Consider the following 25,474-nt stretch of genomic DNA (forward strand, 5'->3'; position numbering starts at 1 on the left):
AGACCAGCATTTTGCCTCGGGCTTCCTTCAGATTCGCAGTCGCCCGCGACACCCTTGCCTCTGGCTAACACTTCCCCTTGCCGGGTGTGTAGAGGACTTTCACCTCCAAGTCACCCGCTCGGCTACCGCAACCAAACGGGTTGCGCTAACGCGCAACGCGCCATGCCTGGCGCACAACAAAAAAGCCCACAACACGTGTTGTGGGCTTCTCTTTAGCGGAGCCTGTTAGCTAACCACTTCGGCCTCGTCGCCGTCTTCATCCTTGCGGTGTGCCCAGTAATACAGGGCAGGCAGTACCAACAAGGTCAATGCGGTGGAGGACAGGATCCCGCCAATCACCACAGTCGCCAGTGGCCGCTGAACTTCTGCACCGGTACCGGTGGCCAAAGCCATCGGGATGAAGCCCAGGGAAGCTACCAAGGCAGTCATCAGAACAGGTCGCAGACGGGTTAATGCACCTTCATCGACTGCCTGCCTGAGCGTTCGCCCTTCCTCCCTTAGCCCGCGGATGAAGGCAATCATCACCAGGCCGTTCAGTACTGCAACGCCGGACAGTGCAATGAAGCCGACACCTGCCGAGATCGACAGTGGGATGTCCCGCAACCACAACGCCACAACACCACCGGTGAGTGCGAATGGAATACCGGTGAAGACCAGCATGCCGTCCTTCAGGTTGTTGAACATCAGGAACAACAAGGTCATGACCAGCAGCAAGGCGACTGGAACAACGATCTGCAGCCGTTTGGCAGCCGACTGCAGCTGCTCGAACTGGCCACCCCAAGTCGTCCAGTAGCCCGCAGGGATTTGCACCTTCTGATCCAGCGAAGCGGTCGCCTCCTCAACGAAGGATCCCAGGTCACGGCCTCGAACGTTGGCACTGACGATTACCAGACGCTTGCCGTTCTCGCGGCTGATTTGGTTCGGGCCCAGTTGCAGGTCCAGATTAGCGACCTGCGACAGCGGGATGAAACCGATCTGGTTGGCACCCTGAGCCGCATTGGCAGGCACCGGAATCAGCAAACTGGACATCCCCGCTACGTCGGTGCGAACGGTCTCAGGCAGGCGCACTACCATGTCGAACCGACGGTCGCCCTCATACAGCGTGCCGGCCTGGCGACCACCCACGGCGATAGCGATCGAGTTCTGAACATCCGCGATGTTCAGGCCGTAGCGTGCTGCTTTCTCGCGGTCGATGTTGATTGTCAGCACCGGCAGGCCGGATGTCTGCTCAACTTTCACTTCCGACGAGCCCGGTACCGCTTTGAGCGCTGCCGCGATCTTGTTGGCGGTGTTGTTGAGCACGTCCATGTCATCGCCGAAGACCTTCACAGCGACATCACTACGCACGCCCGAAATCAGCTCGTTGAAACGCAGTTGGATTGGCTGCGACAACTCGTAGTTGCTTCCTGGAACACCCGCTGCGGCCTTCTGCACCTCAGCAATCAGCTCATCGCGAGGCTTCTTGGGGTTAGGCCACTGATCCTGAGGCTTGAGCATGATGTAGGCGTCGGAGGCGTTCGGTGGCATCGGGTCAGATGCAATTTCCGCGGTACCCGAGCGTGCGAACATCCGCTCGACTTCAGGCACCTGCGCTATTACCGCTTTCTCCAGACGCTGCTGCATCTCGACGGACTGAGTGAGGCTCGTTCCAGGCACACGCATGGCCTGCATCGCAAAGTCACCCTCACTGAGGCTTGGGATGAACTCGCTACCCATACGACTTGCCAGCACACCACTGAGCACGACCAAGGCTACTGCGGCCGAGAAAGCGATGTTCCGATGTCCCAGCACCCATTGCAGAACCGGCTCATAGCGCAGTCGAGCTGTGCGCATGACCACGCCTTCCTCTTCCTTCACCTTGCCAGTGACGAACATGGCAATAGCTGCAGGAACAAAGGTAACGGACAGGATCATTGCGCCCAGCAGAGCCATCACAACGGTGAACGCCATAGGGTGGAACATTTTGCCTTCGACGCCGGTGAGGGCGAAGATCGGCAGGTACACCACCATGATGATCAGCTGACCGAAGATCAGCGGCCGGCGAGCTTCTCGCGCCGCGGCAAAGACCTCGTGGAAGCGTTCGGTTTTGGTGAGCATGCGGCCATGCTTATGCTGCGCATGAGCCAGTCGACGGATCGCGTTTTCTACAATAACCACGGCACCGTCGACGATGATGCCGAAGTCGAGTGCCCCCAAACTCATTAAGTTGGCACTGACCTTGTTGTTGAACATGCCTGTGAAGGTGAAAAGCATGGACAGCGGAATCACCATCGCGGTGATCAGGGCTGCACGGATGTTGCCGAGGAACAGGAACAGAATCGCGATTACCAAGATCGCGCCTTCTACCAGGTTCTTCTTCACCGTCGCGATGGCTTTTTCAACCAGGTTGGTACGGTCGTAAACGGTCACAGCCACCACGCCCTTTGGCAGGGTGCGGTTGATGTCCGCCAGTTTGGCGGCGACAGCTTGAGACACAGTACGGCTGTTTTCACCAATCAGCATGAACACGGTACCGAGCACGACTTCGCGGCCGTTCTCAGTAGCAGCACCTGTGCGGAGTTCTTTACCGATGCTGACGTCAGCAACGCTGCTGATGCGAATCGGTGCACCATCCACGCTGGTGATCACGATGTTGGCGATGTCTTCGATGTTGCCTACCTGGCCGGGCGCACGGATGAGCAACTGCTCACCATTACGTTCGATGTAGCCGGCGCCGACGTTGGCATTGTTACTTTCCAACGCTGCGACCAGGTCATTGAGGGTAAGCTTGTAGGTAGCCAGGCGCTTAGGATCTGGCGCAACCAGGAACTGCTTGGCATAGCCGCCGATGGTATTGATCTCGGCTACACCCGGGACGTTGCGCAGCTGAGGCTTGATGATCCAGTCTTGGATCACGCGCAGGTCGGTCGGGGTGTAAGGCGTACCGTCCTCTTTGACCGCGCCATCTTCGGCTTCAACGGTCCACAGGAAGATCTCGCCGAGGCCGGTAGATACCGGGCCCATAACGGCCTCTACGCCTTCTGGCAGCTGTTCCTTCGCAACCTGCAGCCGCTCGTTGATCAACTGGCGGGCAAAGAAGATGTCAGTGCCATCCTTGAAGATCACGGTGACCTGAGACAAGCCAGAGCGAGACAGGGAACGGGTCTGCTGAAGGCCCGGGAGACCGGCCATGGCCGTTTCAACTGGAAACGTGATCCGTTGTTCGGTTTCCAAAGGCGAATAACCAGGCGCTGCAGTGTTGATCTGCACCTGGACGTTGGTGATATCGGGTACCGCATCGATGGGCAGCTTTTGATAGCTGTAGATACCGATACCCGCCATGATCAGAACAGCGATCATTACTACGATGCGCTGCTCGATGGCGAATCTGATGATACGTTCAAACATGAGAAATCATCCTGTCAGTTCGCATCAGTGACCGTGTTCGGCAGAAGCTTTGCCGAGCTCGGACTTGAGTGTGAAGCTGCCACTGGTTGCTACCTGGGCGCCGGCTTCAATACCGTCGATGACTTCCACGTACCCATTGTCGCGACGACCCAGTTTTACCGGGCGGGTGTCAAACCCATCTGGGGTGCGTACGAATACCGAGGGTTTGTCTTCAACGGTCTGGACTGCGTGCTCAGGGACCGCTACGGCAACTCGATCAGTCTGGGAAGTGACCGCAATGTTCACGAACAGGCCTGGACGCCAGGCACCGTTGGGGTTGGTCAAGGTGACGCGGACAGTGGCTGCGCGGTTTTGCTCGCCCAGCAGGCTCCCGACATAACCCACCTTCCCTTCGACCTCGACATTCATGTCAGGCGAAGAGACTTTCACCGCACGACCAGTCGTGACCTTGCCCAGATCTGTAGGCGGGACGGCGAAGGTTGCCCAGACCTGATTCAGGTCAGAAAGGATGAAGGCGTTGGTCGCCTCGCTGACGACTTCGCCAACGGTCAGGTGTTTCTCCACCACCACGGCGTCGAAAGGAGCTCGGAGTTCGTAACGATTACCGCCAACGGAGTTAACCGAAGCACCGATCGCACCGACCTTCTGCTTGGCGTTGGCCAAGGAGATCTCCGCTTCTTGCAGCGCTTGGCGTGCTTGGAGGTAGTCTTGCTCCGCGGAAATCTTGTCCTGCCACAGCTGCTTCTCACGCTCGAAGGTCACTCGCGCCAGTTCGACGCGACGCTGTGCGGCCTGTTGTTCGCTGCGCAGGTCAGAGATCTGCTGGCTCGCGATTACAGCGAGGACCTGACCCTTTTTGACCGTCTCACCCAGGTCGGCTTGGACAGTCTCTACAACGCCAGGAACACGAGGAACCACGTGGGCGGTCCGGTCTTCATCGAAGCGAATTTCGCCCGGGAAGCTCACGACTGTACCCAAGTCACGCGGCGCTGCAGCTTCCAGGGCAACGCCGGCAGCCTTGATCTGCTCAGCGCTAAGCGTCAGCTTGCCCTCTTCTTCACCGCCCTCTTCGCTGTGGCCTTCTTCACCATGGCCCTCATCACCCTCCTCTTTGGCGGCAGATGCGGCTTTCTTTTCGTCGCCATGGCCATCGTTAGCGCCATGCTCGGCGGTACTAGCGGCCTGCTGTCCAGAACTGTTGTTCCAGGCAAGGCTGCCAAATCCGAGGGCTGCCACAGCGGCTACCGCGAGGGCGATCTTGCGTTTGTTATCCATTGCTACTCCTGCTGATCGTAGGCACCGGCTTGTTCAAGGCTGTGTGCCGAAGAAAATGTTTGGCCCGTTCAGCGAGCGCCGGCAGTTGAGCCGACTTCGCCATAAACCCTTTCCACCTGCGCACGCGCATTGGTCGCCGCTGCCAACGATTCGAGATATTGGCCACGAGCGACGATCAAGGTGCGCTGGGCATCCAGCACTTCGATGAAGCCGAATTTGCCCATCTCGAAGCCGCGGGTTGCGGTATCTACGGCTTGTTGGGCTGACGGCAGAATGGTCTTGTCGTAGGACTCGACCTCCTGCATGGCGGTGGACCACTGGTTCAACGCGGTTTGGGTTTCGGTGCGCAGCCGCAGCTCCACAGCATTGCGCTGGTCTCGGGCCTGATCTGCACGACGAGAAGCGGAAAGAATGTTGCCCTGGTTGCGATCAAACAGCGGCAAAGGCATAGAGACGCCCACAGTGTTGACACGCTCGCGCACAGAGCGGTCGTACTGGCTACCTACGCTGACGGTAAGGTTCGGGATACGCTGAGCTTTCTCTGAACCGAGCGAGGCATCGCTCTTGTCGATCTGTACCACGGCCTGGCGCATTTCTGCGGTCTGATCGAGCTTCGCCAGCAGCTCTTCAGTCCGCGGTGGCAGTCCCGGGGAGAGGGTTGGCGATTCGAGTCGATCAAAGACGGTGACCGAGCTCCCGGTAATTTGAGCGAGTTGCTGGTAAGCGGTCGTCTTTTCGGTTTCGGCACGTCGAACTTGCAGCTTTGCTTCGGCCAGTTGTACTTGGGCGCGGGTGGCCTCTACTGGAGACGATTTACCTGCGCGAACACGACCATCGACGATGCGGAGACCGCGCTCAGTCAGTTCGAGAGATTGCTTGGCCAGGTCAAGGCCTGTCTGGGCCCGCAATGCGGCGTAGAAGGCCTGTACGACGTCTGCCCGCAGACCGTTCACGCGACGGTCCAACTCCAGCTGTGCGGCGGTCTGCCCGTAAGTGGCGACGTCAACACGAGCTCCCCGCTTACCACCCAGCTCCAGGGTTTGGCTAAGCGACACGGTCGTCGTGCTGGTGTTACGACGGGTGTCTTCCACGTCGTACGAAATAGTGGGGTTGGGGATAAGCCCGGCCTGCTTGCGAGCACCATCAGCGATGCCAATCTCTTGCCGGGCCGCGGCCAGGTCAGGGTTGGCATCCATGGCCGTCGAAAGCGCCTGGGGCAAGCTGATGCTTTGAGCAAGAGCTGCAGGTGCCATCAATCCAGAGATGACTGCACAGAGTGCAGCGATCTTCCAGGGCGAGACGGAGGTCTTGGATAAGACATTGCGGTTATACCGGGGCACTTTGATGGTCCTCGTGCACAAACTTCGATAAAGCTTGGCGAGAACGCCGAAACAGCTGCCAAGCCCCACTTGATTAGGTGATGGCACTCTAATGAGCGGTAGCTATCAGAGGGGTGGCTAGAAAATTACAATTTCGTAAGAAAGTCCTGTAATGCCCGAAAATACTGGGAAACCAAACCCGGCACTAGGATTTCGTTACAAGCAACGGAGATGGCAAACACGCGGTGCGAAGGCGCCGAATAACAGGCAGATGACGAAATTGTAATTGTCCTATCACCCTCCCGTTATCTTCGGCCTGCAAATATGAGCTCGCGCTACGCTAGGCGCGCCGCCGGGTCAGAACAATTAACGACACCCGCGCCGGTAAACATAATAAAAACTGCCGTGAATCAAAGGAGCATCGGATGAAAATCAAAGTACCACTGTATTTGGCGGCAGTTTCTGCGCTGTCTGGAAGCTACGCTATTTCGGCACAAGCTGAAGACAAGCCAGAAGGCTTCATTGAAGGCAGCAGCCTTACAGTGTTGAACCGTAACTTCTACTTCAACCGTGATAATCGCGACAGCACCGCCCCCACTTACAACAGTGGCAAGGGCAATACCAACGGCTACTCCGAAGCCTGGGCGCACGCGATCATCAGTAAATTCAACTCTGGGTTTACCCAGGGTACCGTTGGCTTCGGCGTTGATGCCTTCGCCATGATCGGCCTCAAGCTCGACACCGGTGATGGGCGCAACGGCGGCCGTAGCTCCTTCGACGTGCTACCCGTTGATAACAAGGGCGAAGCTCGCGACGAATACACCAAGGTCGGCGGTGCAGCCAAAGTCCGCTTGTTCGATACCATCGTGAAAGTAGGTGATGTTTTCCCATCGACTCCGGTCGTTGCATCCGGTGACTCTCGCCTGCTGCCAGAAAGCTTCCGCGGCGTGACCGTTGAGAACACCAGCATCCAAGGCCTCACCCTTCAGGGTGGTCGACTGCACGCCATGAGCCAGCCAGTCTCCAGCAACCTGAACGACAACTTCGTGACCTTCTACGGCGGCCCGGTCAACTCGCCATGGATCGGTTACGGTGGTGGTGACTACTCGATCAACGACAACTGGACTGTGAGCGTCTACGCCAGCCAGCTGAAAGACGTCTGGAATCAGTACTACGCCGGCACCAGCGTTGTTTACCCGCTGAGCGACGATCTGGCGCTGATCGGTGGCTTCAACTACTACAAAGCCGTAGATGAAGGTAAGAAGCGCCTGGGTGAATTCGACAACAACATCTGGAGTGCCAAGGTCGGCGTGCGTTACGGCGCCCACACCCTGGCCCTGTCGCACCAGCGCAACAACGGCGACGACGATTTCGACTATCTGCGTCAGTCGGACTCGATTTTCGTCGACAACTCCATCCAGTACAGCGACTTCAACTCGCCGAAAGAGCGTTCCTGGATGCTGCGCTATGACCTGAACTTCACCAGCTACGGCATCCCAGGCCTGACGTTCATGACCCGCTACGCCAGAGGCTCGGGCGCGGATTACTCGAACGCTAACCAGTTCTACATGCGCACCGACGACAACGGCAACCCGCTCGACAATCAGAAGCGTTGGGAGCGTGACGTCGAAGTCAAATACGTTGTGCAAACCGGTCCGGCAAAAGACTTGTCCTTCCGGTTGCGCCAGGCAACCACGCGTGCCACTGCTTTCGAATCGGATCTGGATGAAACTCGTGTAATCATCGAGTACCCGCTTTCGATTCTGTAATTCGCTGAGCGGGCCAGTCTTTCGACGGCTGGTCCGATTAGTAAAACGAGCATTACGAATTCACCTTGAGTGGCTTAATTGCTCCTTTGGTAAAAGGTGGATATTTGGCGCCCATTGGGCGCCTTTTTTTTGCCTAAAATTCAAGTAAGCGTTCGATTGTACGCATTGCATGCCGGTGAAGTTCATGACTACACCAATGACCAGTCTCCTCAACATGAGCGACCTCGCCGTCATCCGAACGGAACGAAGCTAGCACAAAGAAGAAAATAACCCAGTATTTCATATGGTCAAATCATCCGCTGGAGAGAGGGCCCGCAACTGTCAAACCCAAGCCGCGACAAGATATACCTCCAGACTATCAACTGTATTACCTAGAAATTACAAATCCGTCATTTGAACCCCAACACGCTCATTTTGATTTACCATCCATTTCAATAATGCCGGCGCGCGTGCGCGGTTAATTGCTCAGTGATATCGAGACATAATCCCATGCGAATTCTGGTAATTGAGGATGAAGTAAAAACTGCGGAGTATGTGCGTCAAGGCCTTACAGAGTGTGGCTATGTCGTAGATTGCGTCCACACCGGATCAGATGGATTATTCTTGGCCAAGCAGCATGAGTACGAGCTGATTATCCTTGATATAAACCTACCAGAGATGGACGGTTGGCAGGTCCTTGAGTTGTTGCGCCGTAAAAACTGCCCGTCCCGCATCATGATGCTGACGGCGAGAAGCCGATTGGCGGATAAGGTCCGGGGGCTGGAGAACGGCGCAGATGACTATCTGATCAAACCATTTGAGTTCCCAGAGCTGCTAGCCCGGGTTCGCGCCTTGATGCGCAGGTCAGATCACCCCGCATCTGTGGAGGTCATTCGCGTGGCCGATCTGGAACTTGATCAAAGCCGGCACAGGGCATTCAGGGACGGTCAGCGTATTGATTTGACCACCAAAGAATTCGCGTTGCTGCACTACTTGATGCGTAACACCGGGGTGGTACTGAGCCGTACGCAGATTATCTCTCAGGTTTGGGATATGAATTTTGATTGCGACACGAACGTTGTAGAGGTGTCGATTCGAAGACTCAGAGCCAAGATAGATGACCCCTTCGAAACCAAGCTGATACACACACTTAGAGGCGTAGGGTATGTACTTGAAAAGCGTTAATTGCCAAACTATATAGTATCGAGATCGGCTAACTAATTCCGTCGCAAACGTGCCTACTGAACTGGATTTTACTATTTACGACCCGCGGCGCTGATTCCTTACCCCGCAAATGAGGTAGGCTGTGCATGAGGTATAGCATTGATTATCAGCAGGTCTCGGAGGATCAAGAGTTTGTCAGGCCTGATGACCGCTCAGCTGATATTGTCTTTAACAGTGAGCATGGCTTAGCTCTTATCCCATGTGTTGGCGATGTGGTCAACCTACCCTCTACGGCCGTCAAAGCGGGGGTTTGTGGCGTCGTCAGATCAAGAATTTTCAATTATCTCAGGGGTCCTGAAGAGTTTTACTGCCACGTCAATATTTTTGTTGAAGAGGCCGACATCAATTTCGGCAATCTAATATCCGAATATATGCGTAACCAGGCACGCTCACGATCACCCTCCTCATAGTGGTTTGAATAGTCAATACGGATTCCGTCCTTTTATTGAGTGCTCAGTAGAACCCACGTTGCAGAGCTCTACTGAGCCCAAAAACCTTATTTCCGCTGCTGTGCAAAAACCACTAACTGCCACTCAATCTTGCCCGCGCCAGGTGCATGCTGGTGATGGTTCTGTGGAGGAAGAACATGCCCTTTGGCAATACCGATCTCATCCCCGCAGGAGACGCATCGGTAAATGCCTGGATTTGGCGCTTCGGTACCAGGCGAATACTTTTTATCGTACTCCGAATGATCACTTTTGTGCAGAAAATTGCCGTGCTTATACTGAGCCATATCTATTCCCTTGAACTGTTGCTCTATATTTTTGTGCCACTTTACCGGGGCACAGAATAATTTTTATCACGTAATGACGAATAGATTCCAGCGAAGTTTTCCATAATCGCTCAGTACGCAGCCTACTTTCGTAGCATTTATTATTCTGATTGTGTCAGGCAGGAGATTTTTATGCCGGCGGAATTTTGGCGCCATGCTATGGCACCAGGATAGAGATCAAATCACGCCATCAAGTGACTCTTGCTATTCGAACCTGCCCCTACAAGAACAGGTAGTCACGGCACCCTGCTAGAGCGCGGGAGAGGCGGAGCACACAGAGCAGGCGTCATTGTTTTTTGAATAGCGCACTGAAAAATATAGAAGTACAAGAAGCCCGCAAAGAGAACAGTAGGCGCCATCAGAGCCAATTGAGGATCCATAAACCCTGAAATTACATACTGCTTAAGTGTAAGAGAAGCCAGGATAAAGGCCGAACAATACAAAGCACCTGTAAATTGATTCCCTAGAAAGCTTAGCACCCCACTAAAGGCATTATTGGCGCTCAATAACACTGCCTTCAATATGGTCCAACCGAAAAGCGGAAGGAAAATCTTCACCATAAAGGCAAATAAAGTTGTTGAGGCGAACAGTTTCAGTGGTATCTCTGCCCATGGCTTGATGGTACCGTCGTTTTCTACACCAAAGAATAGGATGGCATTCAGGATAATTGCTATAGAGCAGCATATGATGAGGCGTATCACCTCCCGTTTAAGCGGGGCCATCATTATAACTGAGTTAATGCTTTTCGCGATATATTGCTTTAGAGCCTGGGTCATTGACCTATTGCGTCCTATGCTAGCCGAGGTGATAATATTGTATTGATGCAGCAGTAATAGACTGACGCTTTATTTATTTCTCAGTCAAGGAGGATCCTGATGATTTACGAGTCTGATGATTGGAGGAAGTCACTTCTTCGTTCAGCTCGTTGGCTTGAGAAGGCTCGTGTAAAAGAGTGTTCTGAAGGGCGCATTTATGCGAAAGCAGAACGTGAAATTTTTGTCAGTTTTTATACGGTACGCAAGCTAATCGAGACCTACAAAATCTCTGAATCAACGAAGAAAATTAAGCTCCATCTACCGTACTACCCGATCACCAGTGGCAAGACAGTAGACTACTTCAATCGGCACAACATAATGGAAAACTACGAAACTACTAAAGTTTACAAAGAACTGCGGGATATGACTTTTGTCGCGAACCAGGTAATCCACTCGTACGTATTCGAATTCGCGACTAGTGAGGATGGACGGATTGACGGGGTGTTTGTGGCCTCAGACAAGGGACGACACCAGCGACTCTATTACTATTCTATGACGCTAATGCTCAGTATTTTTAGGTCCGTAGGCTTGGATGTCGTCTCAGAGCAGCATTTGGTAAGGGACCCTGAAACAGAGCAGTGGAAGATCAGGTGAGTAGCCACCAAGCCAAACCCGCTACGGCAGCTGTAATTAACCCAACGGTTGCATAGAAGGCAGGTCTGCCGATCCAAGGGTGACAAGCCAGCATGATTCCCAGATGGGTCTTCGGCTTTATGCTATCCCACTCAGACTCGACGATGGTCCCATCTAGAATATAAGGCTTCCAATATTTGACGATATGGTCCTTGTCGGGCTCAAAAAAATCGCTATGGCCGTAATCAAAGTAACGGTCAGCTACACGTGTATTTTTAAATCCGTTTCGACCAGTCCCGCCGTAGCCTATAGTCGAAAAGGTAGCTAGGACGGGGTAAAAATCTCGCGTCCCGACATCGTTGACGATGTTGCCTGCAGCCATGTGCCGAGCATGCTTCTCCCAGGCATAATTGCCTTTTATTATGGAGCCGCAGAGAACAATTCTCTCAATGTTGATGTCAGTGTATTTGGCGAGGATCCGACTAATGATATAGGTGCCGAAGCTGTGGGCAATGACCATAATGCGAGCAGTCGGTTCCATAAGCCGTGCGTCTCGGAAGTCATTTGCGATCTTATTGATTGGCGTAGATCGAAACGGACACGCAAGCTGCAGCGCGGTCACACAATGGTAGCCAAGACCTTTGACTCTGACATGAGCAACATCTCGGAAGGCTGCTTTTACCAGCTCGTGCCAGGAACCATCAGTTTGAATACCATGGACAAGCATGAGCGTGATGGCCTGAGCATCATCTTTGACATTAGAAATCTGCATATCGACTAACGAGTCAAACAGCTCCAGATGCTCGGCATCCAGAGTTGCCCTAATTGCCTGCAGCTGGGCCAGTCGTTTGGTCTCAATCGTATTTTCCCAAGTCGATCGAACAAGGGTAACAATATCAACAGGCTTCAATCGAGCACCAATCTATAGGTTGGTTCCACGTTGGCGGCAAGTACTTCAAATTCGGTATCCATCCCAGGATCACGAACAATCTCTGGGATATCGCCGTAAGATTGGAATGAGAGACCTTCGCCGCTGGGGCACCTAACAATAAGGAATCTCTTGATAATCCGGCCCGTTACCAAGATATTAATCAAGATTGCAAGGTGCGCGGAAGTACCGGCTTGCATAATATCGAACATGCGATTCGGGTTTAGCCGAATTCTAGGCAAAGCTTCGCCACCCTGGGATTCATAGCCCTGGATAAAACTAGCCAATCTTCGGAGGCCTTCAGCCTCGTCTGGATGGTTAAGTATTAAAGGCGATAACTTTTCCGCGAACATATTCGTATTCTCCGGCGGAGCACGCTACGGTCACCGCAAACTCGTTTCTCTCACCCGAAATCAAAAGCCTCAGTTCACGGGGAGGATCACTGTCTGGTAGTTTAACGTAAATATTGGCTCCCGTCACTTCGCCATCACGCTCCAAGAAGCGATCCAACGCAGACATCGAACCCTCATCCGATGAAAGGTTTTCATCAACCGATGCGGAGGTAATCTGCATTTGGGCCCCGAATTCATTTCGAGCCGTTGAATTGCTATATCTGATTTCTTGGGAGAGGTTATCGCGCTCGCGCAGAATCTTATTCTTAGCGGGGCTAAGCGAAACTTCAGCGAACCCATCGTCCGGTAGAAATTTCCTTACTTTGTTTTTCAACACCCACAAGAGCTCGGAATATTTCTTTGCCTGATTATCTTGAGAGGCAATACGAAACTCCAATAAACCAGTGTGGTCCAGGTGAACAATATTCACCGCACGTTTTTTTGTGGTCGCATAGCGTCGAATCAGTTCGCCAGTTGCTGGATCCGTCTCCACAGCGCTGAGACGATTGATGTCACGGCTTTCGACGACTTTGATCGTAAGCGAAACCGGTGTCTTCTGCGGGTCCGGACGGTACAGGCGGATGTCGACGATTGTGGCCTCGTCGGGCATCTCAAGATCCAGCGGGTGAGTAAACAGCCCCGAAAGGCCCTCAGCTGCTGCGATTGAAGCGATGCGCGTAGGAGACAGCAGGCCGATTGCCCGCTCTTCAGTGCACTGGAAAAGGAACGAGTGCTGCTTGCCAAACTCCTCCACCTGCTGCAGTAGATCACGGAGGTCTTTCAGGGCAAGTTTTTTATCCTTGAGGGCAGGCTCGATCCGCTTCTCATAGAGATCGTCCCAGTTTTGCGCAGAAACGGGGATGCCCTTCGTCCGGAGGAATTCCTTGACGACGGCTTGGCTAGTCGCATTTTTCAGAAGGCCAAAAAGGATCTTGGCTAGCTTTTGGTCGTCGTCACTCAGCACATCACTCTCCACAAATTGGCATTAAGCTTAAAGGCTCGTGCGAGCCTTGGCTGTGGAGGCATGAAGCCGGTGACATCCTGCCACGAGAGCGCCGACCTGCGCGCATCATGCCTTCCATTGCGCGCGCATTCTCGCCTTTTTATCCAGCGGTACACAATGAGTGGAGAAGGTCAAAATGCCATCAGCGATGTAGGATCCCTTGGCCACGTGGAGTAGGTTCCATCAGATTTTGCCGTAATGTTCAGCTTTTTCGGGAAGATGGGTAGGAATTCCCAGCTTTTCTGTGAACCGCAAGCAACAGCCTGAGCCCCAGTCATCCGGGACCTAGCATCACAATTGTTGGTGAAGCTGACTGCTGTGGTGGCCCGCCTGGGCCTAAAATCAAATTTGCTCTGCAACACTGAATATGGAACATCAAAATCTGAATAAGCATCAAGGAATGCTTCTATCTCGGGCACTTCAGCCGAGTGAAACACTAGAGTTGACACCATAACCGCGAAGGATCAACGCCGCCGCGTTGTGCAGCAATGCCCGCCGCACCACCTCCCGCGGGTAGACGCTGGCCCGGTCGATGGTGCCCCTGAACAGAATCTCGAACGCCAGCGGCCTGTGCTTGGTGTCCAGAAACAGGCAACCGAACACCTCGCTGGGCTCATGGCGCAGCATGGCCTTCAGGTAACGCCGCACCGCCTCGGGCCCTTCCAGCACCGCTGCGCGCGCGATGTGCTCATCCAGGTAACGCCGGCCGATTTCCAGCAGCGCTTGCAACTGTGCGTATTTCACAGCGCCTATGCCCGGCTCGCGCAGCACCGCCGCGCGCTCGGCCTCAAGAAACTGCCGCAGCCCACCAAAACGCACCAGCAGCCCGCGTGCAAGGTCCAGTACATTGCGCCCGGCCACGCCCGAACCGAGCAACACGGCCAGCAACTCGGCGTCCGACAGCACCGCCGCACCCCGTTGCAACAGCTTCTCCCTTGGCCGATCTTCAGCCGGCCACTCTCTGATATTCATCCCTGCCCCTCTGCCCTTGCTGCGGCCCATTTCGGCCCTGTGTTAATCTATTTCGCCTCGTACATGCGACGTTCTGCCGCAGGCATTTGCAAACGTCGCCGCCCGCTCTCACTGGAAAAAGGCAAGCCTATGCAGCGGCTGTATCGCAAGCGCATCGTTCTCGGCGTGGGGGGCGGCATTGCCGCCTACAAAAGCGCCGAGCTGATTCGCCGTCTCCTGGAGCACGGCGCGCAGGTGCGCGTCGTCATGACCCGTGGGGGTGCCGAATTCATCACCCCGCTGACCCTGCAGGCGCTGTCGGGCCACCCGGTGCACATGGACCTGCTGGACCCGGCTGCCGAAGCGGCCATGGGCCACATCGAACTGGCCAAGTGGGCCGACCTGGTCTTGATCGCCCCGGCCACCGCCGACCTGATGGCGCGCATGGCCCAGGGCATGGCCGATGACCTGCTGACCACCCTGGTACTGGCCACCGACGCCACCGTGGCGGTGGCCCCGGCCATGAACCAGGCCATGTGGCGCGACCCGGCGACCCAGGCCAACCTCGACCTGCTTAAAAGCCGTGGCATCCAGGTATTCGGCCCGGCCTCCGGCAGCCAGGCCTGTGGTGACGTGGGCCTGGGGCGCATGCTCGAGGCCACCGAGCTGGCCTGGTGCGCGGCAGAAAGCTTCAAGCGCCAGGCCCTGACCGGCAAGCATGTGCTGATCACCGCCGGGCCGACCCAGGAAAACATCGACCCGGTGCGCTACATCACCAATCATAGCTCCGGCAAGATGGGTTTCGCCCTCGCCGAGGCGGCAGCTGAAGCGGGGGCTCGGGTGACCCTCGTGACCGGCCCGGTGCACCTGCCAACCCCGGACCGGGTCAGCCGTATCGACGTGGTCAGCGCGCGGGACATGCTCGCGGCCTGCGAGGCGGCCATGCCGTGCGACCTGTTCATTGCCTCGGCAGCCGTTGCGGACTACCGCCCGGAAGTCGTTGCCACACAAAAACTGAAGAAAGATCCTACGACCGGCGACGGCATGCTGCTGCAGATGGTGCGCAATCCCGATATCCTTGCCACCATCGCCGGCCGCGCCGACCGCCCGTTCAGCGTCGGCTTTGCCGCCGAAACCGAGCACCTGCTCGATTACGCCACGCGCAAGCTCAAGGACAAGAACCTCGACCTGATCGTCGCCAACGATGTGGCCAACCCCAGCATTGGCTTCAACAGCGAAGAAAATGCCTTGACCGTGATCGACCGCCAACAGCACCAAACCCTCTTCGCGCAGACCAGCAAGGGCAAGATCGCCCGGCAACTGGTCGCCTTCATCGCCGAACGGCTCAACCAGGTTCAATAAGTTACATGCACGCTCTTCAAGCCAAGATCCTCGACCCACGCCTGGGCAGCGAATTTCCGCTGCCAACCTACGCCACCCCCGGCTCCGCTGGCCTCGACCTGCGCGCCCTGCTCCAGCAAGACACCGTCCTCGAACCAGGCCAGACCCTGCTGATTCCTACCGGCTTGTCGATCTACATCGGCGACCCGGGCCTGGCCGCCGTCATCCTGCCGCGTTCGGGCCTGGGCCATAAGCACGGCATCGTGCTGGGCAACCTGGTCGGGCTGATCGATTCGGACTACCAGGGCGAGCTGATGGTGTCGTGCTGGAACCGCGGCACCACCCCTTTCACCATCGCCGTGGGCGAGCGTATCGCCCAGCTGGTGCTGGTGCCGGTCGTGCAGGCGCATTTCGATATCGTCGAGGCCTTCGATGAAAGCCAGCGCGGCGCTGGCGGCTTCGGTCACTCCGGCAGCCACTGAGTCGAAACACGACCGTTCAGGCCAAGGATGGCGAACTCTCTGGTGAAACCACCGTCCAAGCGTTCAATTTGCGCCTGCCCAGAAAGCCTTTGACTAATGGAGCTTCCAGAGATGAACGACATGGCCCACCTGGTCCCTGCCACATTGCCAGACAGCATTTTCCGCGCGTATGACATTCGCGGCGTGGTCGGCAAGACCTTGCACGCCGAAACCGCCTACTGGATTGGCCGCGCCATCGGTGCGCAAAGCCTGGCCCAGGGCGAACCGCAAGTCTCGGTAGGCCGCGATGGCCGCCTGTCCGGGCCAATGCTGGTGGAGCAACTGATCAAGGGCCTGGTCGATGCCGGTTGCCAGGTCAGCGACGTCGGCCTGGTGCCAACCCCGGCCCTGTACTACGCGGCCAACGTATTGGCCGGCAAGTCGGGCGTGATGCTGACCGGTAGCCACAACCCGTCCGACTACAACGGCTTCAAGATCGTCATCGCCGGCGACACCCTGGCCAATGAACAGATCCAGGCCTTGCTGACCCGCCTGAAAACCAACGACCTTACCCTGGCTGCAGGGCGTGTGGAAAAAGTCGAGATCCTCGACCGCTACTTCCAGCAGATCGTCGGCGACGTGAAGCTGGCCAGGAAGCTCAAGGTCGTGGTGGACTGCGGCAATGGCGCCGCCGGTGTGATTGCCCCCCAGTTGATCGAAGCCCTGGGCTGTGAGGTGATCCCGCTGTTCTGCGAGGTGGACGGGAACTTCCCGAACCACCACCCGGACCCAGGCAAGCCGGAAAACCTTGAAGACCTGATCGCCAAGGTCAAGCAGACCGGCGCCGACATCGGCCTGGCCTTCGATGGTGACGGCGACCGCGTCGGCGTCGTGACCAACACCGGCAGCATCGTCTACCCCGACCGCCTGCTGATGCTGTTCGCCCAGGACGTACTGGCACGCAACCCGGGCGCCGAGATCATCTTCGACGTCAAGTGCACCCGGCGCCTGACCCCGCTGATCGAACAACACGGTGGCCGGGCGCTGATGTGGAAAACCGGCCATTCGCTGATCAAGAAGAAGATGAAACAGACCGGTTCGCTGCTGGCGGGCGAGATGAGTGGTCACATCTTCATCAAGGAACGCTGGTACGGTTTCGACGACGGTATCTACAGTGCCGCGCGCCTGCTGGAGATCCTCAGCAAGGCCGAACAGAGCGCCGAAAACCTGTTTGCCGCCTTCCCGAACGATATTTCCACGCCGGAAATCAATATTGATGTGACCGACGAGGGTAAATTCAGCATCATTGATGCACTGCAACGCGACGCCGACTGGGGCGAAGCCACCCTGACCACCATCGACGGTGTGCGGGTCGACTATGCCCATGGCTGGGGCCTGGTTCGCGCCTCCAACACCACACCGGTGCTGGTACTGCGCTTCGAGGCCGACAGTGACGCCGAATTGCAACGTATCAAGGATGTTTTCCGTACCCAGTTGCTGCGGGTTGATCCTGAGCTGCAACTGCCGTTCTGACCGATTATCTGTTCCTCACAGGAGCCCTGCATGACCCTCGATCGCGATGCCGCTTCCCATGTAGCCGAGGTTTTGTCCGAAGCGCTGCCCTACATCCGCCGCTTTGTCGGCAAGACCCTGGTGATCAAGTACGGCGGCAACGCGATGGAGAGCGAGGAGCTCAAGACCGGCTTCGCCCGTGACATCGTGCTGATGAAGGCGGTGGGTATCAACCCGGTGGTCGTCCACGGGGGTGGCCCGCAAATCGGCGACCTGCTCAAGCGCCTGTCGATCGAAAGCCACTTCATCGACGGCATGCGTGTGACCGATTCGGCGACCATGGACGTGGTGGAAATGGTGCTGGGCGGCCAGGTCAACAAGGACATCGTCAACCTGATCAACCGCCATGGCGGCAGTGCCATCGGCCTGACCGGCAAGGACGCGGAGCTGATCCGCGCGCGCAAGCTGACCGTCAGCCGCCAGACCCCCGAGATGACCACCCCGGAAATCATCGACATCGGTCACGTGGGCGAAGTGGTGAGCGTGAACACCGACCTGTTGAACATGCTGGTCAAGGGCGACTTCATCCCGGTCATCGCGCCAATCGGCGTGGGTGTCAACGGTGAGTCCTACAACATCAACGCCGACCTCGTGGCCGGCAAGGTGGCCGAAGCGCTGAAGGCCGAGAAACTGATGCTGCTGACCAACATTGCGGGCCTGATGGACAAACAGGGCCAGGTCCTGACCGGCCTGACCACGGAGCAAGTCAACGAGCTGATCGCCGATGGCACCATCTACGGCGGCATGCTGCCGAAGATCAAGTGTGCGCTGGATGCAGTGCAGGGCGGCGTTAACAGCTCGCACATCATCGACGGCCGCGTGCCGAATGCGGTGCTGCTGGAGATCTTCACCGACAGCGGCGTGGGCACCCTGATCACCAACCGCAAGCCGCGCTGAGTGATCGGTTAGCGTGTTTTGGCCCCTTCGCGGGCACGCCCGCTCCCACAGGGATAGCGCCTTGTGGGAGCGTGCCCGCGAATAGGCCGAAACAGGCGGCACAAAAAAAGGCGACCTTCACAAGAAGGTCGCCTTTTTCATTTCCGGGCCAGGATCAGATCCCGTACTGCGCCCGGTAAGCTTCGACAGCCGGCAGGTGCTGCTTCAGTTGTGGGTCGTCAGCCAGGAACTCCAGCACCTGGGTCAGCGAAACGATGCTGACCACTGGAATGCCGAAGTCACGCTCCACTTCCTGGATAGCCGACAGCTCGCCATTGCCACGTTCTTCGCGGTTCAGCGCGATCAGCACGCCGGCGGCCTTGGCCTGCTGGGCGTTGATGATCTGCATGACCTCACGGATGGCAGTGCCGGCGGTGATCACATCGTCGATGATCAGCACATCACCGGCCAGCGGTGCGCCAACCAGGCTGCCGCCTTCGCCGTGGTCTTTGGCTTCCTTGCGGTTGAAGCACCATGGCACATCGCGCTGGTGCTGGTCAGCCAGCGCCACGGCAGTGGTCGCCGCCAGCGGAATGCCTTTGTATGCAGGGCCGAACAGCACATCGAACGGGATCTTGCTGTCGACGATGGCGGCGGCATAGCAGCGGCCCAGTTCAGCCAGGGCGGAACCGGTGTTGAACAGGCCGGCATTGAAGAAATACGGGCTGGTACGCCCCGATTTCAGGGTGAATTCACCGAAACGCAGTACCCCGCGATCGATGGCAAAACGGATAAAGTCGCGCTGATACGGCTGCATGAATAGTCCCGGACACCACGGATTTAGCTAAATGGGTTGAGCTCGGGTATCATACACGCACGAGATTTATGGGGCCATTTATGCGGATCATCAGTGTGAACGTTAATGGCATTCAGGCTGCGGCCGAGCGTGGTTTGCTCAGCTGGCTTCAAGCCCAGAATGCCGACGTCATCTGCCTTCAGGATACCCGCGCCTCGGCCTTTGAACTCGATGACCCAGCTTTCCAGCTCGATGGCTATTTCCTTTATGCCTGCGACGCGGAGGTGCCAGCCCAAGGTGGTGTGGCCCTTTATTCGCGCATGCAGCCCAAGGCAGTCATCACCGGCCTGGGCTTCGAGACAGCCGACCGCTACGGGCGTTACCTGCAAGCAGATTTCGACAAAGTCAGTATTGCCAGCCTGCTACTGCCTTCGGGCATGAACGGCGACGAAGACTTGAACCAGAAATTCAAGTTGATGGACGACTTCGCCAAGTACCTGGACAAGCAGCGCCGCAAGCGCCGCGAGTATATCTATTGCGGCTCGTTCTACGTGGCGCAGCAGAAGCTCGACATCAAGAACTGGCGCGACAGCCAGCAGTCGCCTGGCTTCCTGGCGCCGGAGCGTGCGTGGATGGATGCGATCACGGGCGAGATGGGTTACGTCGACGCCCTGCGCGAAGTCAGCCGTGAAGGCGACCAGTACAGCTGGTGGCCGGACAACGAGCAGGCCGAGATGCTCAACCTGGGCTACCGGTTCGACTACCAGATCCTCACCCCGGGTCTACGCCGCTTCGTGCGCAACGCCCGCCTGCCGCGCCAGCCGCGCTTCTCGCAGCATGCGCCGCTGATTGTCGACTATGACTGGACGCTGACTATCTGAAGGCCATTGGGGCTGCTTTGCAGCCCCGTTCGCGGGCACGCCCGCTCCCACAGGTACGGCGCTACCAGTGAAAGCGCCGCGATCCCTGTGGGAGCGGGCGTGCCCGCGAACGGGGCCACAGAAAATCTATGTGATCGGCCGCCAGATCAGCGGGCCCAGCAGCGCGGAGAGGTGGCAGAACATCTGCACCTCTCCGGCTGGTCTCAATCGGCCAGCGCCGCCTGCTGCAGCTCGAAGATTTCGGTCATGCCTTTCTGCGCCAGGGCGAGCATGGCGTTGAAATCTTCCGGCTGGAACGGCGCGCCTTCGGCAGTGCCCTGCACTTCGATGAAGCCGCCCGCGCTGGTCATGACCACGTTCAGGTCGGTTTCGGCAGCGGAATCTTCCAGGTAGTCCAGGTCGAGCACCGCTTCGCCCTGGTACATGCCGACCGAAACGGCAGCGATCATGTGCTTGAGCGGGTTACCGCCCTTGAGGCCACCGCGCTTCTTGATTACTGCCAGGGCGTCGCACAGGGCAACCATGGCACCGGTGATGGACGCGGTACGGGTACCGCCATCGGCCTGGATCACGTCGCAGTCGACGTACAGGGTGATGTCGCCCAGCTTGCTCATGTCCAGTGCAGCACGCAGAGAGCGCCCGATAAGGCGCTGGATTTCCAGAGTGCGGCCACCCTGTTTGCCGCGGCTGGCTTCTCGCTGGTTACGCTCACCGGTGGAACGCGGCAACATGCCGTACTCGGCGGTCAGCCAACCCTGGCCCTGGCCTTTCAGGAAGCGCGGCACACCGTTTTCCACGCTGACCGTGCAGATGACCTTGGTGTCACCGAACTCGACCAGTACCGACCCTTCGGCGTGCTTGGTGTAGTTGCGGGTGATGCGGATCGAGCGGAGCTGATCGGCGGCGCGACCACTTGGACGTTTCATCTGGGATACCTGTACTGGGACTTTGAATCTGGCGAGCATTATAGAGCCGCAAGCCCGGTGAGGACATGCCTATTGTCGCGCGCAGACGGCCCGTCGCCTTTTCCTACCCCGGCCACCACCTACCGGTAACATAGGCCGATTGGGCGCCACGCCCCCACTGCGCTACAATCCTGCGCCGTTCACTTATCCAAGCGAGGTACTCCCCATGGTGCATAGCATGACCGCTTTTGCGCGTGTCGAGCGCGCCGGCAGCCAAGGCACCCTGGTCTGGGAGCTGCGTTCGGTCAACCACCGTTACCTGGAGCCGCACCTGCGCCTGCCCGAGGCCCTGCGCGACCTCGAAGGCGGCGTGCGTGAAGGCCTGCGCCAAGGGCTGTCACGGGGCAAGGTGGAATGCACCTTGCGCCTGAATGAAGACAGCACCGGCAAGCCGCTGAAGGTCGACCGCGAGCGCGCCGCACAACTGGTCGCCGCCGCCGAAGAAGTGGCCGGGCTGATCACGCAGCCAGCCCCGCTCAACCCGCTGGAAGTGCTGTCGTGGCCCGGCGTGCTGGTCGCCGATACCAGTGACCCGCAGGCACTCAACGCCGAAGCCATGGCGCTGTTCGACGAAGCCCTGGCCGAACTCAAGGCCGGGCGCCAGCGCGAAGGCCAGGAACTGGCGCGCCTGATCAACGAGCGCCTGGACAGCATGGCCGGTGAAGTCACGACGCTGCGCGCACTGGTGCCGCAGATGCTCGCGGCGCAGCGGCAGAAAATCCTCGACCGCTTCGGCGACATGCAGGCAGAGCTCGACCCACAGCGCCTCGAGCAGGAAATGGTGCTGCTGGCCCAGAAAAGCGACGTGGCCGAGGAACTCGACCGCCTCAGCACCCACGTTACCGAAGTACGCCGTGTGCTCAAGGGGGGCGGCGCCGCCGGCCGGCGCCTGGACTTCCTGATGCAGGAGCTCAACCGCGAGGCCAACACCCTTGGCTCCAAGGCCTTCGACCCACGCAGCACGCAGGCGGCGGTCAACCTGAAGGTATTGATCGAACAGATGCGTGAACAAGTACAGAACATCGAGTAAGGCCACCCCAACCATGAACCACAACAGCGGCACCCTCTACATCGTCTCGGCCCCTTCCGGCGCCGGCAAGACCAGCCTGGTCAACGCCCTGATCAAGGAAGACCGGCAGATCCGCGTCTCGGTCTCGCACACCACCCGCGCCATGCGCCCGGGCGAGCAGCACGGGGTGAACTACCACTTCGTCGTGCACGAGGAATTCAAGGCGCTGATCGCACAGGGTGACTTCCTGGAGCATGCCGAAGTGTTCGGCAATTTCTACGGCACGTCGCGCAGTGCACTGCAGCAAACCCTGGACGAGGGCTATGACCTGATTCTGGAAATCGACTGGCAAGGCGCCCAGCAGGTTCGCCGGGTGATGCCCGATGCGTTGTCGGTATTCATCCTGCCACCGAGCCAGCAGGCGCTGCGCCAGCGCCTGGACGGGCGCGGGCAGGACAGCGAAGAGATCATCGATGGGCGCATGAAAGAAGCGGTCAGCGAGATGGTGCACTACGACGAGTACGACTACGTGATCATCAATGATGATTTCGACGAGGCGCTGGAGGATTTGAAGGCGGTGTTCCGCGCCAACCGCCTGGTGTTGAGGAAGCAACAGCAACGCAACAGTGGGCTGCTGAAAGAATTGCTCTCCTGAGAGACCGCACGGGGCTGCTTTGCAGCCCAATCGCCGGCAAGCCAGCTCCCACAGGTGCCTCACACTAGCTGAGAACTGTGGAGATCATGTGGGAGCTGGCTTGCCGGCGATTGGGCCGCATCGCGGCCCCTTGCTTTATTCCTGCAAAGGCAGGGTAGCCTGCTGACGCAGGGTAGCCCCCAGGAAATACGCCGGCGCACGCAGGCGTGACAGCATCATCAGCCCGATGCCCAGCACCGAGATGATCGCGGCAATCACGAACACCAGCCCCACCCCGCCCACATGCGAACCGCTGCCGAAGTCCGGCGACGCGCTGTCGATGGCGGTACGCGCGAAGATCACCGACAGAATCACCCCACCCACCAGCGGGCACATGCCACGCATGAAGAAGTGGCGCACGCTGCTGAACAGGCTGCCGCGGAAATACCAGACGCAGGCAAACGCCGTCAGCGAATAGTAGAAACAGATCATCATGCCCAGCGCAGTGATGGTATCGGCCAACACGTTCTCGCTCAGCGTACGCATGGTCACGTAGAACAGGCCCGCCGCCACACCTGCACAAATGGTGGCGTAGCGTGGGGTCTGCGAGCGTGGGCAAACGCTGGCGAACTTCGGCGGTACTGCGCCGTAATAACCCATGGCCAGCAGCGTGCGCGCCGGCGCCACGAAGGTCGATTGCAACGAGGCTGCGGTACTGGCCAGCACGGCAATGGACATCAGGATCGCCAGCGGCCCCATCACCGGGCCGGCCAGGTGGGCAAACACGTTCTCCTGGATGCGCGGGTTGTTGAGCCCCAGGCCGGTTTCGCTAATGCCGGCAAACTGCAGGGTGGCAATGGCAGTGAACAGGTACAGGCCGAGGATCAGCATGACGGTCAGGGTGGCAGCCTTGCCCGGCACCTCTTCACTGCCAACCGACTCTTCGCTGACGGTCAGGCAGGTATCCCAACCCCAGAAGATGAAGATCGACAGCGACAAGCCCGCGGCAAAGGCCGAGAACGACTCCACGCCGAATGGGTTGAACCAGGCCAGGTCGAACGCCATCGGCGGTGGCGCGGTGGTGCCGCCGAACGCGGCGAAAGCGAAGCCGACCAATACCAGCAGTTGCAGGGCCACCAGGCCATACTGCACGGTCATGGTGGTGGCCATGCCCCGGCAGCAGATCCACACCGCCAGGGCGATGAACACACAACAGGTGACGATGTTGATCAACAGGTTGTCGGCCAGCCCCGCCAGCGCGTGCCTGCCGGTGATCTGGCCGAGGAACAGGTAGAAGAAGTCGACCGCCACCCCCGCCAGGTTGGACAGCACGATGGTGGTGGCAACCACCAGCCCCCACCCCCCGATCCAGCCGATCATCGGCCCGAAGGCGCGCGCCGACCAGGTAAAGGAGGTGCCGCTGTCCGGCTCTGCCGAGTTCAGTTCACGGTAGCCCAGGGCTACCAGCAGCATTGGCAGGAAGCCGACGATGAACACGGCTGGCAGGTGTGCCCCTACCTCACGCACGGTAGGGCCCAGTGCGCCGGTGAGGGTATACACCGGGGCGATGGTGGAGATGCCCAGTACCACGCTGGCCAGCAAGCCCAGGCGGCCCTTGGCCAGGCCTTTGCTGCGCTGATTGTTGCCCGCTTCGGCCGCCACGTCGGGTGGGCGGGCGGCTTCTGTGTAATTGCTCATGAGTATTTGCCGTAAATTTTGGAATTGTTCTTACAGGCCTTACGCACAAGGCCCGCTTTCACTCATTGAAAGCTTGCTGTCAGGGGCGCGTCAGCCGTGCGCCGTTCCGTGCTGCATAGGCAACGCAGGCCTCGCGAAACGCCTGAAACAGGCGCAGCGAGACCGGGTTTTCGCTGAACCGCCACTCTGGGTGCCACTGCACGCCAAGGACGAAGCCCGGCGCACCGGGCATGGACACCGCTTCGATGAGGCCGTCCGGGGCCCGCGCTTCGACCCGCAGGCACGAAGCCAGGTGCTCGATGCCCTGGCTGTGCAGCGAGTTGACCTCGAACTGCGCTGCCAGCCCCAGGCGCTCGAACAAGCCGCCAGGCTCGACGAACACCGGGTGCCGAAGGCCGTACTGCACCTCCAGGGGCGCGTCTTCGGGCTCGCGATGGTCCAGGTAGCCAGGCAGCTCCTGCACACGCTGGTGCAGGCTGCCCCCCAGGGCCACGTTCAGTTCCTGATAACCACGGCAAATGCACAACACCGGCACACCGGCGGCGATCGCCGCCTGCAGCAGCGGCAAGGTCAGCCGGTCACGCGCCAGGTCATGCCGGGTGCCCGCGGCACTGGGGGCGCCATTGTAATGATGCGGTTCGATATTTGAAGGCGAGCCCGTAAAAACAATGCCGTGCAGGCAGGCCAGCAACGCTTGCGTGTCGCTGCCACCGTCACGGGCCGGCAGAATCAGCGGCAGGCCGGCAAACGCGGCCGCCTCGACATACTTGTCGCCAACCGTGTGCGACGAGTTCTTCCCCACCTGCTGGCGGCAGGCGCTGACACCGATCAAGGGGACCGCAGTTGCGCTCATG

Annotated in this window: 21 protein-coding genes and 2 pseudogenes; 10 read left to right on the forward strand and 13 right to left on the reverse strand. The window is 58.2% G+C overall.

Annotated features, from left to right (window positions below):
- Positions 1 to 225: 225 nt before the first annotated feature.
- The 3 genes from DMX12_RS02935 to DMX12_RS02945 form a co-directional block, all read right to left on the reverse strand.
- Positions 226 to 3,387, reverse strand: a complete 3,162-nt coding sequence (locus DMX12_RS02935; RefSeq protein WP_003253428.1) for a CusA/CzcA family heavy metal efflux RND transporter — start codon at positions 3,385 to 3,387, stop codon at positions 226 to 228.
- Between the two features lie 24 nt (positions 3,388 to 3,411).
- On the reverse strand, positions 3,412 to 4,662 hold the full coding sequence (locus DMX12_RS02940) for an efflux RND transporter periplasmic adaptor subunit (RefSeq protein WP_003253426.1): 1,251 nt from the start codon (positions 4,660 to 4,662) through the stop codon (positions 3,412 to 3,414).
- A gap of 68 nt (positions 4,663 to 4,730) precedes the next feature.
- On the reverse strand, positions 4,731 to 6,002 hold the full coding sequence (locus DMX12_RS02945) for a TolC family protein (RefSeq protein ID WP_016712696.1): 1,272 nt from the start codon (positions 6,000 to 6,002) through the stop codon (positions 4,731 to 4,733).
- A gap of 404 nt (positions 6,003 to 6,406) precedes the next feature.
- Between DMX12_RS02945 and DMX12_RS02950 the strand changes: the two genes are divergently transcribed.
- Both DMX12_RS02950 and DMX12_RS02955 read left to right on the forward strand, forming a co-directional pair.
- A complete protein-coding gene (locus tag DMX12_RS02950; RefSeq protein ID WP_003253422.1) occupies positions 6,407 to 7,750 on the forward strand; it encodes an OprD family porin in 1,344 nt (447 codons plus the stop codon).
- A gap of 489 nt (positions 7,751 to 8,239) precedes the next feature.
- The gene (locus tag DMX12_RS02955) at positions 8,240 to 8,914 is read left to right on the forward strand and encodes a heavy metal response regulator transcription factor (protein WP_003253420.1); all 675 of its coding nucleotides are present in this window, start codon (positions 8,240 to 8,242) and stop codon (positions 8,912 to 8,914) included.
- Positions 8,915 to 9,449: 535 nt separating this feature from the next.
- Here DMX12_RS02955 and DMX12_RS29245 read toward each other — a convergent pair.
- Positions 9,450 to 9,686 (reverse strand): hypothetical protein, encoded by a 237-nt coding sequence (locus tag DMX12_RS29245; RefSeq protein ID WP_074059229.1) that lies wholly within the window; start codon positions 9,684 to 9,686, stop codon positions 9,450 to 9,452.
- A gap of 275 nt (positions 9,687 to 9,961) precedes the next feature.
- Entirely contained in the window at positions 9,962 to 10,501 is a 540-nt protein-coding gene (locus DMX12_RS02970; protein WP_003253418.1) for a hypothetical protein, read from the reverse strand.
- 99 nt (positions 10,502 to 10,600) lie between these two features.
- On the opposite strand from DMX12_RS02970, the gene DMX12_RS02975 reads away from it, so the two are divergent.
- Complete coding sequence (locus DMX12_RS02975) at positions 10,601 to 11,134, forward strand: hypothetical protein (RefSeq protein ID WP_009682000.1); 534 nt, start codon at positions 10,601 to 10,603, stop codon at positions 11,132 to 11,134.
- Here DMX12_RS02975 and DMX12_RS29745 read toward each other — a convergent pair.
- From DMX12_RS29745 to DMX12_RS02995, 4 genes and pseudogenes are all read right to left on the reverse strand, one after another.
- Entirely contained in the window at positions 11,127 to 12,023 is an 897-nt protein-coding gene (locus DMX12_RS29745) for an alpha/beta fold hydrolase (RefSeq protein WP_014754857.1), read from the reverse strand. The two genes, DMX12_RS02975 and DMX12_RS29745, sit on opposite strands and share 8 nt — an antisense overlap.
- A complete protein-coding gene (locus DMX12_RS29750) occupies positions 12,020 to 12,394 on the reverse strand; it encodes a hypothetical protein (protein ID WP_223255136.1) in 375 nt (124 codons plus the stop codon). The genes DMX12_RS29745 and DMX12_RS29750 overlap by 4 nt, the downstream gene beginning before the upstream one ends.
- Entirely contained in the window at positions 12,360 to 13,397 is a 1,038-nt protein-coding gene (locus tag DMX12_RS02990; RefSeq protein ID WP_003253411.1) for a hypothetical protein, read from the reverse strand. Before DMX12_RS02990 ends, DMX12_RS29750 begins: the two co-directional genes overlap by 35 nt.
- A gap of 498 nt (positions 13,398 to 13,895) precedes the next feature.
- A pseudogene (locus DMX12_RS02995) lies at positions 13,896 to 14,408 on the reverse strand (JAB domain-containing protein); the annotation flags it as partial.
- Positions 14,409 to 14,537: 129 nt separating this feature from the next.
- On the opposite strand from DMX12_RS02995, the gene coaBC reads away from it, so the two are divergent.
- From coaBC to argB, 4 genes and pseudogenes are all read left to right on the forward strand, one after another.
- Positions 14,538 to 15,749: a bifunctional phosphopantothenoylcysteine decarboxylase/phosphopantothenate--cysteine ligase CoaBC gene (coaBC, locus tag DMX12_RS03000; protein ID WP_009681996.1), complete on the forward strand. Its 1,212-nt coding sequence runs from the start codon at positions 14,538 to 14,540 to the stop codon at positions 15,747 to 15,749.
- A gap of 5 nt (positions 15,750 to 15,754) precedes the next feature.
- Positions 15,755 to 16,210 (forward strand): dUTP diphosphatase, encoded by a 456-nt coding sequence (dut, locus tag DMX12_RS03005; RefSeq protein ID WP_029885729.1) that lies wholly within the window; start codon positions 15,755 to 15,757, stop codon positions 16,208 to 16,210.
- Between the two features lie 138 nt (positions 16,211 to 16,348).
- Positions 16,349 to 17,722: pseudogene (locus tag DMX12_RS03010) on the forward strand (phosphomannomutase/phosphoglucomutase); the annotation flags it as partial.
- A 30-nt stretch (positions 17,723 to 17,752) separates the two neighbouring features.
- Positions 17,753 to 18,658: an acetylglutamate kinase gene (argB, locus tag DMX12_RS03015; RefSeq protein ID WP_009681993.1), complete on the forward strand. Its 906-nt coding sequence runs from the start codon at positions 17,753 to 17,755 to the stop codon at positions 18,656 to 18,658.
- A 154-nt stretch (positions 18,659 to 18,812) separates the two neighbouring features.
- On the opposite strand, the gene pyrE is transcribed toward argB, so the two are convergent.
- Positions 18,813 to 19,454 (reverse strand): orotate phosphoribosyltransferase, encoded by a 642-nt coding sequence (gene pyrE / locus DMX12_RS03020; RefSeq protein ID WP_054905201.1) that lies wholly within the window; start codon positions 19,452 to 19,454, stop codon positions 18,813 to 18,815.
- Between the two features lie 80 nt (positions 19,455 to 19,534).
- On the opposite strand from pyrE, the gene DMX12_RS03025 reads away from it, so the two are divergent.
- The gene (locus DMX12_RS03025; protein WP_003253401.1) at positions 19,535 to 20,314 is read left to right on the forward strand and encodes an exodeoxyribonuclease III; all 780 of its coding nucleotides are present in this window, start codon (positions 19,535 to 19,537) and stop codon (positions 20,312 to 20,314) included.
- Between the two features lie 203 nt (positions 20,315 to 20,517).
- Here the strand turns inward: DMX12_RS03025 and rph are convergent, their stop codons facing one another.
- Positions 20,518 to 21,240, reverse strand: a complete 723-nt coding sequence (gene rph / locus DMX12_RS03030) for a ribonuclease PH (protein WP_009681991.1) — start codon at positions 21,238 to 21,240, stop codon at positions 20,518 to 20,520.
- 205 nt (positions 21,241 to 21,445) lie between these two features.
- On the opposite strand from rph, the gene DMX12_RS03035 reads away from it, so the two are divergent.
- Both DMX12_RS03035 and gmk read left to right on the forward strand, forming a co-directional pair.
- A complete protein-coding gene (locus DMX12_RS03035; protein ID WP_110676177.1) occupies positions 21,446 to 22,309 on the forward strand; it encodes a YicC/YloC family endoribonuclease in 864 nt (287 codons plus the stop codon).
- Between the two features lie 13 nt (positions 22,310 to 22,322).
- Entirely contained in the window at positions 22,323 to 22,943 is a 621-nt protein-coding gene (gene gmk / locus DMX12_RS03040) for a guanylate kinase (protein ID WP_110676179.1), read from the forward strand.
- Between the two features lie 135 nt (positions 22,944 to 23,078).
- Here gmk and DMX12_RS03045 read toward each other — a convergent pair whose 3' ends face one another.
- Complete coding sequence (locus DMX12_RS03045; RefSeq protein ID WP_047149774.1) at positions 23,079 to 24,620, reverse strand: APC family permease; 1,542 nt, start codon at positions 24,618 to 24,620, stop codon at positions 23,079 to 23,081.
- Positions 24,621 to 24,699: 79 nt separating this feature from the next.
- On the reverse strand, positions 24,700 to 25,473 hold the full coding sequence (locus DMX12_RS03050; RefSeq protein WP_110676181.1) for a gamma-glutamyl-gamma-aminobutyrate hydrolase family protein: 774 nt from the start codon (positions 25,471 to 25,473) through the stop codon (positions 24,700 to 24,702).
- Position 25,474: the final 1 nt, after the last annotated feature.

Origin of the sequence: Pseudomonas sp. MB-090624, assembly GCF_003205245.1 — a bacterium.
In the GTDB taxonomy this organism is placed as follows: domain Bacteria; phylum Pseudomonadota; class Gammaproteobacteria; order Pseudomonadales; family Pseudomonadaceae; genus Aquipseudomonas; species Aquipseudomonas juntendi.

Coding starts and splice junctions, on each gene's coding strand:
- DMX12_RS02950 (WP_003253422.1), top strand. CDS start 6,407: ATGAAAATCAAAGTACCACTGTATTTGGCGGCAGTTTCTGCGCTGTCT.
- gmk (WP_110676179.1), top strand. CDS start 22,323: ATGAACCACAACAGCGGCACCCTCTACATCGTCTCGGCCCCTTCCGGC.
- DMX12_RS03045 (WP_047149774.1), bottom strand. CDS start 24,620: ATGAGCAATTACACAGAAGCCGCCCGCCCACCCGACGTGGCGGCCGAA.
- DMX12_RS02970 (WP_003253418.1), bottom strand. CDS start 10,501: ATGACCCAGGCTCTAAAGCAATATATCGCGAAAAGCATTAACTCAGTT.
- rph (WP_009681991.1), bottom strand. CDS start 21,240: ATGAAACGTCCAAGTGGTCGCGCCGCCGATCAGCTCCGCTCGATCCGC.
- coaBC (WP_009681996.1), top strand. CDS start 14,538: ATGCAGCGGCTGTATCGCAAGCGCATCGTTCTCGGCGTGGGGGGCGGC.
- DMX12_RS29750 (WP_223255136.1), bottom strand. CDS start 12,394: ATGTTCGCGGAAAAGTTATCGCCTTTAATACTTAACCATCCAGACGAG.
- DMX12_RS03050 (WP_110676181.1), bottom strand. CDS start 25,473: ATGAGCGCAACTGCGGTCCCCTTGATCGGTGTCAGCGCCTGCCGCCAG.
- dut (WP_029885729.1), top strand. CDS start 15,755: ATGCACGCTCTTCAAGCCAAGATCCTCGACCCACGCCTGGGCAGCGAA.
- DMX12_RS29245 (WP_074059229.1), bottom strand. CDS start 9,686: ATGGCTCAGTATAAGCACGGCAATTTTCTGCACAAAAGTGATCATTCG.
- DMX12_RS03035 (WP_110676177.1), top strand. CDS start 21,446: ATGGTGCATAGCATGACCGCTTTTGCGCGTGTCGAGCGCGCCGGCAGC.
- DMX12_RS02975 (WP_009682000.1), top strand. CDS start 10,601: ATGATTTACGAGTCTGATGATTGGAGGAAGTCACTTCTTCGTTCAGCT.
- DMX12_RS02940 (WP_003253426.1), bottom strand. CDS start 4,662: ATGGATAACAAACGCAAGATCGCCCTCGCGGTAGCCGCTGTGGCAGCC.
- DMX12_RS02935 (WP_003253428.1), bottom strand. CDS start 3,387: ATGTTTGAACGTATCATCAGATTCGCCATCGAGCAGCGCATCGTAGTA.
- DMX12_RS02955 (WP_003253420.1), top strand. CDS start 8,240: ATGCGAATTCTGGTAATTGAGGATGAAGTAAAAACTGCGGAGTATGTG.
- pyrE (WP_054905201.1), bottom strand. CDS start 19,454: ATGCAGCCGTATCAGCGCGACTTTATCCGTTTTGCCATCGATCGCGGG.
- argB (WP_009681993.1), top strand. CDS start 17,753: ATGACCCTCGATCGCGATGCCGCTTCCCATGTAGCCGAGGTTTTGTCC.
- DMX12_RS03025 (WP_003253401.1), top strand. CDS start 19,535: ATGCGGATCATCAGTGTGAACGTTAATGGCATTCAGGCTGCGGCCGAG.